The following is a 14,708-nucleotide window of genomic DNA, read 5'->3' on the forward strand; positions in this document are numbered from 1 at the left end:
TTACTTGATGAACATAGCATCCCCAAAACTGAAGAAGCGGTAGCGTTCTTGAATAGCATGGTGGTATGCTTCGAGGGTTAATTCACGGCCAGCAAAGGCAGAAACCAACATGACCAGAGTTGATTTTGGAAGGTGGAAGTTGGTAGAAAAGGCATCGACGACTTTCCATTCATAACCTGGTTTGATAAAAATATTGGTCCAGCCTGAATCGGCTTTGATATCACCTGCAAATTTATTTCCGATCGTTTCAAGCGTCCGGATAGAAGTTGTTCCAACAGCTACAATGCGTTTCTTTGCAGCTTTTACCTGACGAAGGGTCGCAGCCGCCTCTTCAGAAAGTTGGTAAAATTCAGAGTGCATCTCATGGTCTTCAAGATTGTCTACTGATACTGGACGGAAGGTTCCTAGGCCCACATGAAGGGTCAAATAGACCAGGTGAACACCTTTTGCTTCAATCTTTTGGAGCAATTCTTGGGTAAAATGTAGACCTGCTGTTGGGGCTGCAGCAGAACCGTTTTCTTTAGCATAAACGGTTTGGTAGCGTTCGCGGTCAGCAAGCTTTTCGTGAATATAGGGAGGGAGTGGCATTTCGCCAAGACTTTCCAAGACTTCTAAAAAGATGCCTTGATAGTGGAAGCGAACGATACGGCCTCCGTGTTCCAATTCTTCTTCGACGGTTGCGGTCAAGCGACCATCTCCAAAGCTGACTGTGGCCCCTACCTTTAATCGTTTTGCAGGTTTTGCCAAGACTTCCCAACAGTCGTCTTGGGTATTTTTAAGGAGAAGGAATTCGACGTGACCACCTGTTTCTGGTTTTACCCCATGAAGGCGGGCTGGTAGAACGCGCGTATTGTTCATGACAAGAGCATCTCCTGGCTCCAATTCATCCAAAATTGCATCAAAGTGACGGTCTTGGAATTGCCCTGTTTTTCGATCCAGGATCAAGAGTTTAGAAGCATCTCGTTTTTCAAGAGGGGTTTGGGCAATCAGTTCTTCAGGCAAATCAAAGTCAAAGTCGTTGGTATTCATTTGCGCTCCTTTTATAATAAATTTGTGAGTAGATAGATGGTTGTACCGATAGCTAAAAGCATCAGGACAGTTCCCATCAAAAAGATCAGGACCTTGAGAATCTTTCTTTGATGAATCAAGAAAGATGAGAGAAAGACAAGGAGTCCGATCAAAAAAATGATGAATAATAGTGATACAATCATACCTTTCATTATATCACGAATCGACTTGAAAATGAAAAAAATGCCAGAAAAAGATAGCGGTTTCACTTGACAAAAATTGGTCTATACCATATAATAAAAGCATAGAGAAATAGGAGGTCTATCGAATGAAAATTATTGAAGTAAAGGACCAAATTGAGGGTGGAAAAGTTGCCTTTGATATATTGAAAGAAACATTAAAGGAAGGTGCTCAAACCTTAGGTCTTGCGACTGGAAGCAGTCCCCTTGAGTTTTATAAACAAATTCGTGAAAGTGATTTGGATCTTTCTAATCTAATCAGTGTTAACTTAGATGAATACGTAGGGTTGACGGGAGATGATCCTCAATCTTATCGGTATTTCATGGAAAAAAATCTCTTTGATGCCAAACCATTCAAAGAAAGCTATCTCCCATCTGGTGTAGAAGAATCTGCCGATCAAGAAGTGATCCGTTATAACAAAATACTCGAAGAGCATCCAGTGGACCTTCAGATCTTGGGAATCGGACGCAATGGACATATCGGTTTTAATGAGCCTGGAACATCCTTTGATAGTCAGACCCACTTAGTTCAGTTGGATGCCTCTACCATTGAAGCTAATTCTCGTTTCTTTGATAAGATCGAAGATGTACCAACCCAAGCCATTTCGATGGGGATTGCCAATATCTTAGCTGCGAAATCAATTGTCTTATTTGCTTATGGGGAATCAAAAGCCCAAGCGATCAAAGGTACGGTAGAGGGGGAAAGGACAGAAAAAGTGCCAGCTAGTGCCCTTCAAGGACATCCAAATGTGACCATTATTGCGGATAAGGAAGCTTTGAGCTTGTTAAGTCGATAAAAAACAGGACCTATCGCCGATTTATTCGGGCCAGATAGGTTTTTTTCTGCTTCAAAATATGGTACAATACAAGTAATTATCTGCTGGGATTAGCTCTTTTCATCTACTGGGAGACAAGAGGAAAGGGCATGAGGGCTAGAAGCTTATTTTAGCCTCCAGCTGATTAGTCTGTTATAAAGGAAAAGTTTATGATAAAAAAATATTTGATCCATATTTGCCTCCTTCTGAGTCTCTTATGCCAGCCAATTCTAGCGAGTGCGGATGAATTGGTGGATATGGCGCAAAAGATGTATCCAAATGACAATGTCCAAGCCATTAACCGTCCGCATTCTTCGCTTATTATTGACGGCAATACGGGAAATGTTCTTTGGAAAGACAATATCGATGAAGTCAGAGATCCTGCCAGCATGAGTAAGCTCATGACGCTCTATCTCTTGTTTGAAGATATGGCAAATGGCAAGATCAGTAAGGATACAGTGATCAAGGCGACCGCTTCAGACCAAGCGATCGGAAAGATCTATGAGATCTCCAACAATAATATTGTTGCTGGGGTAGACTACACAATTCCTGAGTTGATTACCATGACAGTGGTTCCATCCTCAAATGTATCGACCCTCATGTTGGCCAATCTTATGTCCAACAATGATCCAGATGCCTTTATCGAGCGCATGAATGCCAAAGCTAAGGAATTAGGGATGACCAACACGGTCTGGAATAACCCGAGTGGGGCGGCCATCTCCACCTTGCAAGGCTACTATCAGGTAAACAATTATCCAAATGATGCGGCTAACCAGACAACTGCGCGTGATTTAGGGATTTTGGTCTATCATTTTATCAATCAATACCCAGATATTTTAAACTATACCAATCAAGCCCAAGTCACGGTCAAAAAAGGAACTCCGTATGAGGAAACCTTTGATACCTACAATTATTCATTGCCAGGAGCCAAGTATGCCTTGAAAGGTGTGGATGGTTTAAAAACTGGTTCAAGTCCTCGTGGAGCTTTCAACTATATCGCGACCATCAAACGGGGCAATCAGCGCTTAATTGCTGTCATTATGGGCGTAGGAGATTGGGCAGACCAAGATGGGGAATATTACCGCCATCCGTTTGGCAATGCTTTGATCGAAAAAGCTTATAAAGATTTTGGCTATAAAAAATTGTTAGATGCGGGTGTCCAGAAGATTGACGGCAAGACCTATACACTCGAAAAACCCTTCTATGCAACGGTTAAAAAAGGTGCTAAAGAACCGACCCTTGCGGTAAAAGATGGCTATCTGACAGTAGATAATGATCTCTACACCTTGTCTGAAGGTATCCGAGATGATATGAAGGTGGAAGAAGGAGCCAAGCCAGAGCTTGTCAAAGAAACAGCAAGTGGGAAAAAGACAACGGCTAAGCACAGTAAATGGCTTTCGCTGGATCACTTCCTGATTTTGATTCCGATTCTCATTATTGTCATCATTCTCTCGATTGAAAAACAAAGTCGTGAGAGACGCAAAAAAGAGGCTCAAAAGCGCTATAATAAAGAATAAAATAAAACCTAACTGATTGTCAGTTGGGTTTTGTCATTGTCCCATTCCGATATTTTTAGAAAGGATTCATATGAAAAAATTCCGAAATTCTTATGCGGCTTATATGCTGCTCTATAGTTTTTATTTTATGTCCACCTCTCTCTTTACGACCCTCATTTCCGTCTATTTGATGGGAAAGCACTATAGTGCAACTCAAGTGTCGACCTTGGTATCGATTGCCTTTTTCTTATCCATGGTAGCCCAACCCTTCTTTGGTTATATCAATGAGCGATTTGGAATCGTAAAAATGACGACCCTCAGTCTAAGTGTGATCATTGGTGGTGTCTTCGGTTTTCTTTGGGCCCCCAATCTCTTTTGGCTGACTGTTTTTTACGGGATTGTTCTAGTCTGTTTGAATGGGACAGCTCCCATGATGGAAGTATTTGCAACGCAAAGTCCATACGCTTTTGGGAAGATTCGCGTTTGGGGAACCATTGGCTACTCGGTCGGTGTTCAAATAGCCGGCTGGGTCTATCATCAGTTTAGCCCCCAAGCTGTCTATTATACGGTTTTGATCACCATTGTATTGAGTCTCTTCTGCCTAAGTGCGGTTCGAATGAAGAAAAAAGAGACAGTCGTAGAAAAGGAAAAACATCCTGTCTCTATTCGTCCTCTTCTTCATAATGGACCTTATCTCTTCTTTATCATTTTGATTGGCTTGGCTTCAGGGGTTGGAAATATTGGTCATACCTATATTCCTGAGTTGCTCATGGATAGTGGTCTACCAGTCCATATTGCCTCTACGGTTGTAGCTATCTCCGTCGTAGTGGAAGCCCCCTTGATCTTTTTCTCTGATCGATTCATGGACCACTGGCCTTTACGGGTTTTGATCGCTCTTCCAATCGGGATTATTTTTGCTCAATATGCTGTCTACGCTCTTCCAAGTCCTGTCTTCTTAAAAGTGCTTTTGACTCTTTTAGCCAAGCATACAACAGGGATGGTTTTGATTATGGTCTCCTTACGGTTTATTGCCCAACAGGTGAATGGCAAAGACTTGGTTCTTGCCATGGCCATTGTCCAAGGAGCTCGTTATTTAGGAACCATTCTTTTACAACCCTTCGCAGCCCTCTGTATTGAAAGAGGTGGTTACCAAGTCATGAGTTTCTTTTTAGCAGGGGTTGTAGGGATCGTCTTTTTACTGAGCTTTGCCTTAAAAATGCCCCAAGGGAAGGCTCACGGCCTTTTTGGTGGCAAAGTAGACTAATGAAATTGTTACAATTGTATGACTAATCATCGAGGAGTTGGACAGAAACACTGATCTCATAGTGTTTTGTCCAACTTTTTTGCTATTATTAAGAACTAGTGATTAATTTGACAATCAAAGTATTCGATGATAGAATGAGGTAAAATAAATATAAAGGAGACCATTTTATGAAAAAAATGATCTTATCGACAGCTGCTCTTTTGACGATTGTTTCCCTAGCTGCTTGTTCAAACAAACAAGACACAAAGAAGGAAACTTCAAATAGTCAATCAACTACTAAAGTGACGAGCAAATCTGCCAACACTTCGAAAAGTAAGGATACTTCAACAGATTCAGAAGATACGTCATCTTCTAGCCTCTTAACAGATGCTGAAATCAGTAAAGCAAAAACTGTTGGGGACTTCAAAAAGTTGTTTGCAAAATTAATGGATCAATCTGTTTCACTTACCGAAGAAGCAGGTACTTCTGTGACAGGTTCTGCAAAAGAGCAATACGATGCAACTGTTAGCGCCTTGAAGCAAGAATTGGAAAACCAAAAAGATATTTTTAATGAAGGCTTGAAAAGCATCGGTTCAGATAGCACAGTCGTTCCTAAAGAAGACCGTGAAGCTTTGATCGAAAGCTTGAAAGATGCTCGAGAAGAGTTGGAAAGTACTCGTAAAGAAATGAAAGATATGCAGAAAGAATTGAGTAAATCTCCTGTTGCAGATGACGACAGTGATGATTCAGATTCAGATTCTGAAGAATAAAAGGAAGAAAAGGTTGGAATTTCCAGCCTTTTTCTTATTTTTTTTCGAATGATATAGATGAGGAGGTGGGCCTATGTTTATTGCCATGGATAACAATCAAAAGCGGTGGAACTGTATGGAAGAGATCCCAGCTGTGACAGAAGGGCCCTTCTATTGCTTAGCTTGTCATAGTCCAGTGCGTCTAAAAAATGGCTCGGTTCTAAGGGCTCATTTTGCTCATGTAGAATTACAGCATTGTCCCTATCATCACGAAGCGGAGAGTTTTGAACATCTGGAATTGAAAGCCAGTCTTTATGACTGGGCCTCTAAGGAGTCTAATACAGAAGTAGAAAGTTATTTAGCAGATTTTCAACAAATTGCCGATCTTTTGGTAGTAGACAAGAACTTAGCTTTGGAAGTGCAGTGTAGCTCCCTATCTTTAGAACGTTTGAAGGAGAGAAGCGATGCTTATCGATCCCATGGTTACCAGGTCTATTGGTTACTTGGTAAAAAGTTGTGGCTCAAGGAAAGACTGACAAAGCTACAGGCTGGTTTTCTTTATTTTAGTCAGAATCGCGGGTTCCATCTTTGGGAATTGGATCTTGAAAAGAAAGAAGTGCGTTTGCAATACCTCATCCATGAGGATTTGAGAGGGCGATTGCATTATCAAACAGAAGTTTTCCCTTTTGGCCAAAGGTCTTTACTGGAAGTCTTACGGACCCCTTATCTTTCACAACCCATGCGGCAAATGGCAGTCGAGCTCGATCGTACATTTTTAACGTATATCCAGCAGCAACTCTTTTATCGTCACCCAAAGTGGCTGAAGCTTCAGGAAGAACTCTATTTGCAGGGAAACCATCTGATGGAACTGGGGCTGGATTTCTTTTATCCTCTTTGTCGTCCGATCCTTTCACAGAACTTGCTTCAAATTGAAGAGGATGTAGAAGATTACTACCAGCAGTTTATGACCTATTATCAGTCGCAAGGGATCCAACCTGTTCAGATCCTTTATCCCCCACGTTTTTATGCTCAGCAGAAAAGCTAACTTTCTAAGATAGAAATCCTCCCGAAATGTTCATTTTTATGCTAAAATAGAACCATTGGAGGATTAATCGAAATGGTAAAACAACGTAATGAAATTGATGAAAAATACCAATGGGATTTGTCGACTATTTTTGCGACAGATCAAGCTTGGGAAGAAGAAGCAGCTAGCTTAGCTGCAGATATTAAAGCAGCAAGCCACTATGCTGGTCATTTGTTGGATTCAGCGCAAACACTGTTGGATACAACCAATGCATATTTAGAATTGAGCCGTCGTTTAGAAAAGGTCTACGTCTATGCCCATATGAAAAATGACCAAGACACACGAGTGGCTAAATACCAAGAGTACCAATCAAAAGGGATGTCTCTTTATAGCTTGTTAGGTGAAACCTTTGCCTTCTATGAGCCTGAATTCATGGCCATTACGGATGAGCAATACAAAGCCTTTGTGAGTGAGGTTCCAGCCTTAGAACAATATGGTCATTATTTTGATCGTTTGCTAGAGAAAAAAGAACATGTCTTGTCTCAAAAAGAAGAGGAATTACTTGCAGGAGCTGGTGAGATCTTTGCGGCTGGTGGTGAAACCTTTGAAATCTTGGACAATGCAGATATTGTTTTCCCAACTGTACATGATGACAAGGGCGAAGAAGTTCAATTAACCCATGGAAACTATATTTCTTTGGTAGAATCAAAAGATCGTGCCGTTCGTAAAGAAGCTTACGAAGGTCTCTACAAGGTCTATGGACAGTACCAACATACCTATGCTAAAACCTTGCAAACCAATGTGAAAGTTCATAACTTTAATGCTAAAGTTCGCAAATTCTCTTCTGCCCGTGAAGCGGCCCTTTCTGAAAACTTTGTACCAGAAAGTGTTTATGATAGCTTGGTAGCAGCTGTGAACAAACATTTGCCACTCTTGCAACGCTATGTGCAATTGCGTTCAAAAATTCTTGGAATCTCAGACTTGAAGATGTACGATATGTATACGCCATTATCCGATACAGACTACAAGTTTACCTATGAAGAATCGTTGGCCAAAGCAGAAGAAGTCTTGGCTGTTTTGGGTGAGGACTACCTTTCTCGTGTGAAACGTGCCTTTAGCGAACGGTGGATTGATGTGCATGTCAACCAAGGAAAACGCTCAGGTGCCTATTCAGGTGGTTCTTATGATACCAATGCCTTTATGTTGTTGAACTGGCAAGATACATTGGATAATCTCTTCACCTTGGTGCATGAAACTGGTCACAGTATGCATTCTAGCTATACCCGTGAAACCCAGCCGTATGTCTATGGAGACTACTCTATTTTCCTTGCTGAAATTGCCTCTACAACCAATGAAAATATCTTGACAGAACGTCTCCTAGAAGAAGTAGAAGACGATGCAACTCGTTTTGCTATTTTGAATCACTTCTTGGATGGCTTCCGTGGAACCGTCTTCCGTCAAACACAGTTTGCCGAATTTGAGCATGCTATCCATAAAGCAGACCAAGAAGGTACCGTTTTGACTAGTGAATTCTTGAACAACCTCTATGCAGAACTCAATGAGAAATACTACGGTCTTTCAAAAGAAGACAACCCTGAAATCCAATATGAATGGGCTCGTATTCCTCACTTCTACTATAACTACTACGTTTTCCAATATTCAACTGGTTTTGCAGCAGCTTCAGCTTTAGCTGAAAAAATCGTTCATGGAACCCAAGAAGATCGTGACAAATATATCGACTACTTGAAGGCTGGAAACTCTGATTATCCACTCAATGTTATCCGCAAAGCAGGTGTGGATATGGAAAAAGAAGACTATTTGGACGCAGCCTTTGCGGTCTTTGAACGTCGTTTGAATGAATTTGAAGCCCTAGTGGAAAAATTAGGACTCGCATAAGATGGTAGAGTCTTATAGTAAAAACGCCAACCACAATATGCGCCGGCCAGTCGTTAAAGACGAGATCGTTGACTTTATGCGGACCCGTCAAAAACCGGTAGCTGGTGCCCTGAAGGAATTAGAAGCATTCGCCCGCAAGGAAAATATTCCCATCATCCCGCATGAAACGGTAGCATACTTTAGACTACTCTTGCAAGCTTTACAACCAAAGAAAATCCTTGAAATTGGGACAGCAATTGGATTTTCAGCCCTCTTAATGGCTGAACATGTTCCCAATGCACAAATTACCACTATTGATCGGAATGAAGAAATGATTGGTTTTGCCAAGGAAAATCTGGCTAAATACGATCAGAGAAAGCAAATCACCTTGCTTGAAGGAGATGCTGTAGATATTTTACAGGATTTAACAGAGACCTATGACTTTGTCTTTATGGACTCAGCCAAGTCTAAATACATTGTCTTTTTGCCACGGATTCTCGAACTCTTAGAAGTTGGAGGAATTGTGGTACTGGATGATATTTTCCAAGGGGGAGATGTTGCCAAAGACATCATGGAAGTGCGTCGTGGGCAACGAACCATTTATCGTGGGCTTCAGAACCTCTTTAATGCAACTCTTAATCATCCAGATTTAACCGCTAGTTTAGTGCCACTTGGAGATGGTATTTTGATGATTCGTAAAAATGCAGAGACGGTAACCTTGCCAGATCCTAGCTCTTTTTAGGTTAATTTAAGGTATTCTCTCTAATTTGTGGTAAAATAGAAGAAGTTTAAAAAGGAACGGAGAATAATTTTCATGAAGAAAAAACTTGTAGCAGGTGCTGTGACCTTGCTATCAGTCCTAACTTTAGCAGCATGTACAAATGGTACAAACAAAGACGTCGTGACCATGAAAGGGGACACGATTACAGTTTCTGATTTCTATGATGAAATCAAAACAAACCAAGGAGCTCAACAAGTTCTTTTCCAAATGACCATCAATAAAGTCTTTGAAAAAGAATATGGATCAAAAGTTTCTGATAAAGAAGTCGATAAAGAATTGGCTAAACAAAAGAAACAATTGGGGAACCAATTCGATGCTTACTTGGCGCAACAAGGTTTGACGGAAGAAACAGCGAAGAAACAAATCCGTAGCAATATGTTGTTGGAATATGCAGTTAATCAAGCTGCTAAGAAAGATATCAAAGAGTCAGACTACAAGGCGGCTTTTGAATCTTACACACCAGAAGTAACAGCACAAATTATTAAGTTGGATTCTGAAGATAAAGCAAAAGAAGTGTTGGAAGCTGCTAAAGCGGAAGGTGCAGACTTTGCCCAAATCGCCAAAGACAATTCGACAGATACTGCTACAAAAGACAAAGGTGGCGAAGTCAAGTTCGATTCAGGAACAACAGATATTCCATCTCAAGTCAAAGAAGCTGCCTTTAAGTTGGATGAAAATGGAATTTCAGATGTCATCACAGTTTCAGCAGGTCAAAACTATTCTGCTAGCTACTATATTGTCAAATTGAACAAGAAGACAGAAAAAGGTTCTGACTGGAAGAAATACGAAAAACGTCTGAAAGAGATCATTGTTGACAGTCGTAAGCAAGATACTAACTACATCCGTAGCATTATTGCAAAAGCGATGACCAATGCCAATATCAAGGTCAAGGATGATGCCTTCAAATCAACATTCAACCAATATTTGCAAAATATCGGTGTTGAAACAAGCGGTAGCAGCTCATCATCTAAAAAATAGTTGACGGTTCCTTTTGGAACTTGTATAATGAAATAGTTGAGAATAAATCATTGTTACTCGGAATCAGAGAAGTGGCGGGGGTGCGAGCCATGGAAGGGAAATGATTTTGCTACTCGGCTGAGACAATTGCATACAAAATGAAGAATGACAAGTTCATTGAATGAAGGTGGTACCGCGGTTTTTCGCCCTTCGTTTAGTGGCTTGTCTTTTGTTTGTGAATCGTTCTCTGAAGCTTTTCAAAGGAGATCAAAAGATGAGAACCTATCAAGTGAAACAAAAATTTCGATTGGGTGGCGAACGCTTCGATATCAAAGATGAGTTAGGAAATGTCGAATACCAGGTTGAGGGATCCTTTCTTAAGATTCCCAAGACTTTTACCATTTATGATAAGAATGGAGAAAAAGTTAGCCATATCACCAAAAAAACAATCAGCCTTCTTCCAAAATTTGAGGTTGAGTTGATAAATGGGGACCGCTTTTATATCCATAAAAAGCTGACGCTCTTCAGAGACAAATACGAAATCGAAGATTTGGGGCTTCGGGTGCAGGGAAATATCTGGGACCTGGAATTCAAATTGTTCGATGATCGGGATCAAATCGTCGCTGAGATTAGCAAAGAACTCTTTCATCTAACCTCTACTTATCAAGTATCGGTTTATGAGGATGAATACGCTGATTTAGTCATCTCACTGTGTGTCGCTATCGATTATGTCGAAATGTTAGAAGCAGGCACCAACTAATCTTATAAAAATTAGGAGACAAATATGAAACAATTATCTAGTGCACAAGTCCGCCAAATGTGGCTTGATTTCTGGGCAAGCAAAGGCCACTCAGTAGAACCATCTGTTAGCTTGGTTCCTGTAAACGACCCAACCCTTTTGTGGATTAACTCAGGGGTTGCCACTCTTAAGAAATACTTTGATGGGACCATCAAACCTGAAAACCCACGGATTACCAATGCTCAAAAGGCTATTCGTACCAATGATATCGAAAACGTAGGGAAGACTGCTCGTCACCATACTATGTTTGAAATGTTGGGGAACTTCTCCATCGGGGATTACTTCCGTGATGAAGCCATTACTTGGGCTTATGAGCTTTTGACAAGTCCTGAATGGTTCGACTTCCCCAAAGACAAACTTTACATGACCTATTACCCTGACGACAAAGATTCATACAACCGTTGGATCGCTGTTGGTGTGGATCCAAGTCACTTGATTCCAATCGAAGACAACTTCTGGGAAATCGGTGCGGGACCTTCTGGACCAGATACTGAAATCTTCTTTGACCGTGGTGAAGCTTTTGACCCTGATAATATCGGTCTTCGTCTTCTTGCAGAAGATATCGAAAACGACCGTTACATCGAAATCTGGAACATTGTCTTGTCACAATTTAACGCTGACCCTGCTGTTCCTCGTAGCGAATACAAGGAATTGCCACACAAGAACATTGATACGGGCGCTGGTTTAGAGCGTTTGGTAGCCGTTATCCAAGGGGCGAAGACCAACTTTGAAACAGACCTCTTCATGCCGATTATCCGTGAAGTTGAAAAGATGTCTGGAAAAACCTATGATCCAGATGGCGACAACATGAGCTTCAAGGTGATTGCAGACCACATCCGTTCGCTTTCATTTGCGATTGGAGATGGGGCTCTTCCTGGTAATGAAGGTCGCGGTTACGTTCTTCGTCGTCTCCTCCGTCGTGCTTCTATGCATGGTCAAAAATTGGGGATCGAAGGAACCTTCTTGTATAAATTGGTTCCAACCGTTGGGAAGATCATGGAAAGTTACTACCCAGAAGTACTTGAAAAACAAGACTTCATCGAGAAAATCATCAAGAGTGAAGAAGAGTCATTTGCTCGTACTTTGAACTCTGGTCAACACTTTGCCCAAACCATCGTTGAAGACTTGAAAGAAAAAGGCCAAACGGTTATCGCTGGTCAAGATGTCTTCAAACTCTATGATACATACGGATTCCCAGTAGAATTGACAGAAGAAATCGCCGAAGAAGCTGGAATGACAGTCGACCGTGAAGGCTTTGAAGCAGCTATGAAGGAACAACAAGAGCGTGCGCGTGCATCAGCTGTTAAAGGCGGATCTATGGGGATGCAAAATGAAACCCTTCAAAATATCACAGTTGAAAGTGTCTTTAACTATAATGCTAGTCAATTGCCTTCTAAGTTGGTGGCTATCGTAGCGGACAATGCTGAAGTAGAAGCTGTTTCAGAAGGAACTGCATCACTGATCTTTGCAGAAACCCCATTCTACGCTGAAATGGGTGGACAAGTTGCGGACCACGGTCAAATCTTGGATGCGGCAGGAAATGTCGTAGCGACTGTAACAGACGTTCAAAAAGCACCAAATGGACAAGCACTCCATACTGTTGAAGTCCTTGCTCCTCTTGCCTTGAACCAAGAATACACCTTGGCCATTGACACTAATCGTCGTCACCGTGTTATGAAGAACCACACAGCAACTCACTTGCTCCATGCGGCTCTTCACAATATTCTTGGTAACCACGCAACCCAAGCAGGATCTCTCAACGAAGTAGAATTCCTTCGCTTTGACTTCACTCACTTCCAAGCTGTCACTCCTGAAGAATTGCGTGCTATTGAACAGCAAGTCAATGAAAAAATCTGGGAAGCGATCGCAGTTCAGACTGTTGAAACAGATATCGATACTGCTAAAGAAATGGGAGCCATGGCCCTCTTTGGTGAGAAATACGGTAAAGAAGTCCGTGTTGTCACCATCGGTGACTACTCAGTGGAACTCTGTGGTGGTACCCATGTAGGCAATACTTCTGAAATCGGTCTCTTCAAGATTGTCAAAGAAGAAGGGATCGGATCAGGAACTCGTCGTATCTTGGCAGTGACTGGTAAGGAAGCCTTCGAAGCTTATCGTGATCAAGAAGATGCTCTGAAAGCAGTCGCAGCAACCTTGAAAGCACCTCAACTCAAGGAAGTTCCTCATAAGGTGGAAGGCCTTCAAGAGCAGCTCCGTCAATTGCAAAAAGAAAATGCAGAATTGAAGGAAAAAGCAGCGGCTGCAGCAGCAGGTGATGTCTTCAAACATGTTCAAGAAGCAAATGGTCACAGCTTTATCGCAAGCCAAGTTTCTGTATCAGATGCAGGTGCCCTTCGTACCTTTGCGGATAACTGGAAACAAAAAGACTACTCTGATGTGCTTGTCCTTGTCGCAGCCATCGGTGACAAAGTGAATGTCCTTGTAGCCAGCAAGACAAAAGATGTACACGCAGGTAATGTGATTAAAGAATTGGCTCCAATCGTTGATGGACGTGGCGGTGGAAAACCAGACATGGCCATGGCAGGAGGAAGCAACCAAGCGAAAATCCAAGAATTGTTGGATGCCGTAGCAGGTAAATTGTAATAAACAGAAGAGGTTGGATGTTTGTCCGACCTCTTTTTTCTAAAAAGAAACATATCCAATCAGAAAAAATTGCAACAAAAAACCTTTCCAGATGGAAAGGTTTTTGTCTTATAGGCCGTAGTTGTAATCGTCATCCTGCATGGCTTCTACTTCACCGAGAAGGTAACCATTTCCGACTTGAGAGAAGAAGTCGTGGTTGGATGTACCGGTCGAGATCCCATTCATGACGATTGGGTTGACATCATCTGCTGAGTCTGGGAAGAGTGGATCTTGTCCCAAGTTCATGAGGGCTTTATTGGCGTTGTAACGAAGGAAGGTCTTGACTTCCTCAGTCCAGCCCACACCATCATAGAGGCTCTCTGTATAGCCTTCTTCATTCTCATAGAGGGTGTAGAGTAAGTCATACATCCATTCTTTGAGTTTTTCTTGTTCCTCTTCTGGTAATTCGTTAAATCCAAGTTGGAACTTGTAGCCGATATAGGTTCCGTGAACAGATTCGTCCCGAATGATCAACTTGATGATCTCAGCCACGTTGGCCAACTTGTTGTTTCCAAGATAGTAGAGCGGTGTGAAGAAACCAGAGTAGAAGAGGAAGGTTTCAAGAAAGACGCTAGCAACTTTCTTTTCTAGAGGAGTGCCATTGAGGTAGATTTCATTGATGATCTCTGCCTTCTTTTGAAGGAAAGGATTGGTATCAGTCCATTCGAAAATCTCTTCGATTTCTGACTTGGTATTCAAGGTAGAAAAGATGGAAGAGTAGGACTTAGCATGGACAGATTCCATAAATTGGATGTTGTTAAAGACAGCTTCTTCATGGGGAGTACGGATATCTGCACGAAGAGCTTGCACACCCGTTTCAGACTGCATGGTATCTAACAGAGTCAATCCACCAAAGACTTTACCAACGAGGTCTTTTTCTTTATTAGACAACTTTCTCCAGTCATCTAGGTCGTTTGACAAAGGGATACGTGTATCCAACCAGAATTGCTCGGTTAGCTTTTCCCAAGTAGATTTATCGATGACATCCTCGATGGCATTCCAGTTAATGGCTTTGTAGTATGTTTCCATTTGCATCACTTTCTTTTTCTATTCATTCAATCGTTACTATTCTACCATAA

Annotated in this window: 12 protein-coding genes; 10 read left to right on the forward strand and 2 right to left on the reverse strand. The window is 41.6% G+C overall.

Going from position 1 to position 14,708, the window contains the following annotated elements; genetic code table 11:
• Nucleotides 1-1,029, reverse strand: coding sequence for a tRNA preQ1(34) S-adenosylmethionine ribosyltransferase-isomerase QueA (queA, locus tag H7T92_RS02365; RefSeq protein ID WP_070673831.1), 1,029 nt, complete (start codon nucleotides 1,027-1,029; stop codon nucleotides 1-3).
• A 307-nt stretch (nucleotides 1,030-1,336) separates the two neighbouring features.
• On the opposite strand from queA, the gene H7T92_RS02370 reads away from it, so the two are divergent.
• The 10 genes from H7T92_RS02370 (at nucleotide 1,337) to alaS (ending at nucleotide 13,590) form a co-directional block, all read left to right on the forward strand.
• A complete protein-coding gene (locus H7T92_RS02370) occupies nucleotides 1,337-2,044 on the forward strand; it encodes a glucosamine-6-phosphate deaminase (RefSeq protein ID WP_021152882.1) in 708 nt (235 codons plus the stop codon).
• A gap of 188 nt (nucleotides 2,045-2,232) precedes the next feature.
• On the forward strand, nucleotides 2,233-3,579 hold the full coding sequence (locus H7T92_RS02375; protein ID WP_070673833.1) for a DUF1958 domain-containing protein: 1,347 nt from the start codon (nucleotides 2,233-2,235) through the stop codon (nucleotides 3,577-3,579).
• A gap of 70 nt (nucleotides 3,580-3,649) precedes the next feature.
• The gene (locus H7T92_RS02380) at nucleotides 3,650-4,822 is read left to right on the forward strand and encodes an MFS transporter (RefSeq protein WP_155199435.1); all 1,173 of its coding nucleotides are present in this window, start codon (nucleotides 3,650-3,652) and stop codon (nucleotides 4,820-4,822) included.
• A 167-nt stretch (nucleotides 4,823-4,989) separates the two neighbouring features.
• Nucleotides 4,990-5,571 (forward strand): hypothetical protein, encoded by a 582-nt coding sequence (locus tag H7T92_RS02385; RefSeq protein WP_201036894.1) that lies wholly within the window; start codon nucleotides 4,990-4,992, stop codon nucleotides 5,569-5,571.
• A gap of 73 nt (nucleotides 5,572-5,644) precedes the next feature.
• A complete protein-coding gene (locus H7T92_RS02390; protein WP_201036896.1) occupies nucleotides 5,645-6,595 on the forward strand; it encodes a competence protein CoiA in 951 nt (316 codons plus the stop codon).
• Nucleotides 6,596-6,667: 72 nt separating this feature from the next.
• Nucleotides 6,668-8,470, forward strand: coding sequence for an oligoendopeptidase F (pepF, locus tag H7T92_RS02395; RefSeq protein WP_201036898.1), 1,803 nt, complete (start codon nucleotides 6,668-6,670; stop codon nucleotides 8,468-8,470).
• A gap of 1 nt (nucleotide 8,471) precedes the next feature.
• The gene (locus tag H7T92_RS02400) at nucleotides 8,472-9,191 is read left to right on the forward strand and encodes an O-methyltransferase (RefSeq protein ID WP_201036899.1); all 720 of its coding nucleotides are present in this window, start codon (nucleotides 8,472-8,474) and stop codon (nucleotides 9,189-9,191) included.
• Between the two features lie 72 nt (nucleotides 9,192-9,263).
• Nucleotides 9,264-10,208, forward strand: a complete 945-nt coding sequence (gene prsA, locus H7T92_RS02405) for a peptidylprolyl isomerase PrsA (RefSeq protein ID WP_201036901.1) — start codon at nucleotides 9,264-9,266, stop codon at nucleotides 10,206-10,208.
• Between the two features lie 253 nt (nucleotides 10,209-10,461).
• Nucleotides 10,462-10,947: an LURP-one-related/scramblase family protein gene (locus H7T92_RS02410; RefSeq protein ID WP_201036902.1), complete on the forward strand. Its 486-nt coding sequence runs from the start codon at nucleotides 10,462-10,464 to the stop codon at nucleotides 10,945-10,947.
• 24 nt (nucleotides 10,948-10,971) lie between these two features.
• A complete protein-coding gene (alaS, locus tag H7T92_RS02415) occupies nucleotides 10,972-13,590 on the forward strand; it encodes an alanine--tRNA ligase (RefSeq protein WP_201036904.1) in 2,619 nt (872 codons plus the stop codon).
• Between the two features lie 108 nt (nucleotides 13,591-13,698).
• Here alaS and nrdF read toward each other — a convergent pair whose 3' ends face one another.
• Nucleotides 13,699-14,658: a class 1b ribonucleoside-diphosphate reductase subunit beta gene (gene nrdF, locus H7T92_RS02420; RefSeq protein WP_201036906.1), complete on the reverse strand. Its 960-nt coding sequence runs from the start codon at nucleotides 14,656-14,658 to the stop codon at nucleotides 13,699-13,701.
• Nucleotides 14,659-14,708: the final 50 nt, after the last annotated feature.

The sequence above is a fragment of the Streptococcus parasanguinis genome (genome assembly GCF_016648855.1).
Taxonomy (GTDB): domain Bacteria; phylum Bacillota; class Bacilli; order Lactobacillales; family Streptococcaceae; genus Streptococcus; species Streptococcus parasanguinis_L.

Excerpts from the sequence above, each read along its gene's own strand:
- queA (WP_070673831.1), bottom strand. The coding sequence starts at position 1,029 with ATGAATACCAACGACTTTGACTTTGATTTGCCTGAAGAACTGATTGCC.
- H7T92_RS02370 (WP_021152882.1), top strand. The coding sequence starts at position 1,337 with ATGAAAATTATTGAAGTAAAGGACCAAATTGAGGGTGGAAAAGTTGCC.
- H7T92_RS02375 (WP_070673833.1), top strand. The coding sequence starts at position 2,233 with ATGATAAAAAAATATTTGATCCATATTTGCCTCCTTCTGAGTCTCTTA.
- H7T92_RS02380 (WP_155199435.1), top strand. The coding sequence starts at position 3,650 with ATGAAAAAATTCCGAAATTCTTATGCGGCTTATATGCTGCTCTATAGT.
- H7T92_RS02385 (WP_201036894.1), top strand. The coding sequence starts at position 4,990 with ATGAAAAAAATGATCTTATCGACAGCTGCTCTTTTGACGATTGTTTCC.
- H7T92_RS02390 (WP_201036896.1), top strand. The coding sequence starts at position 5,645 with ATGTTTATTGCCATGGATAACAATCAAAAGCGGTGGAACTGTATGGAA.
- pepF (WP_201036898.1), top strand. The coding sequence starts at position 6,668 with ATGGTAAAACAACGTAATGAAATTGATGAAAAATACCAATGGGATTTG.
- H7T92_RS02400 (WP_201036899.1), top strand. The coding sequence starts at position 8,472 with ATGGTAGAGTCTTATAGTAAAAACGCCAACCACAATATGCGCCGGCCA.
- prsA (WP_201036901.1), top strand. The coding sequence starts at position 9,264 with ATGAAGAAAAAACTTGTAGCAGGTGCTGTGACCTTGCTATCAGTCCTA.
- H7T92_RS02410 (WP_201036902.1), top strand. The coding sequence starts at position 10,462 with ATGAGAACCTATCAAGTGAAACAAAAATTTCGATTGGGTGGCGAACGC.
- alaS (WP_201036904.1), top strand. The coding sequence starts at position 10,972 with ATGAAACAATTATCTAGTGCACAAGTCCGCCAAATGTGGCTTGATTTC.
- nrdF (WP_201036906.1), bottom strand. The coding sequence starts at position 14,658 with ATGGAAACATACTACAAAGCCATTAACTGGAATGCCATCGAGGATGTC.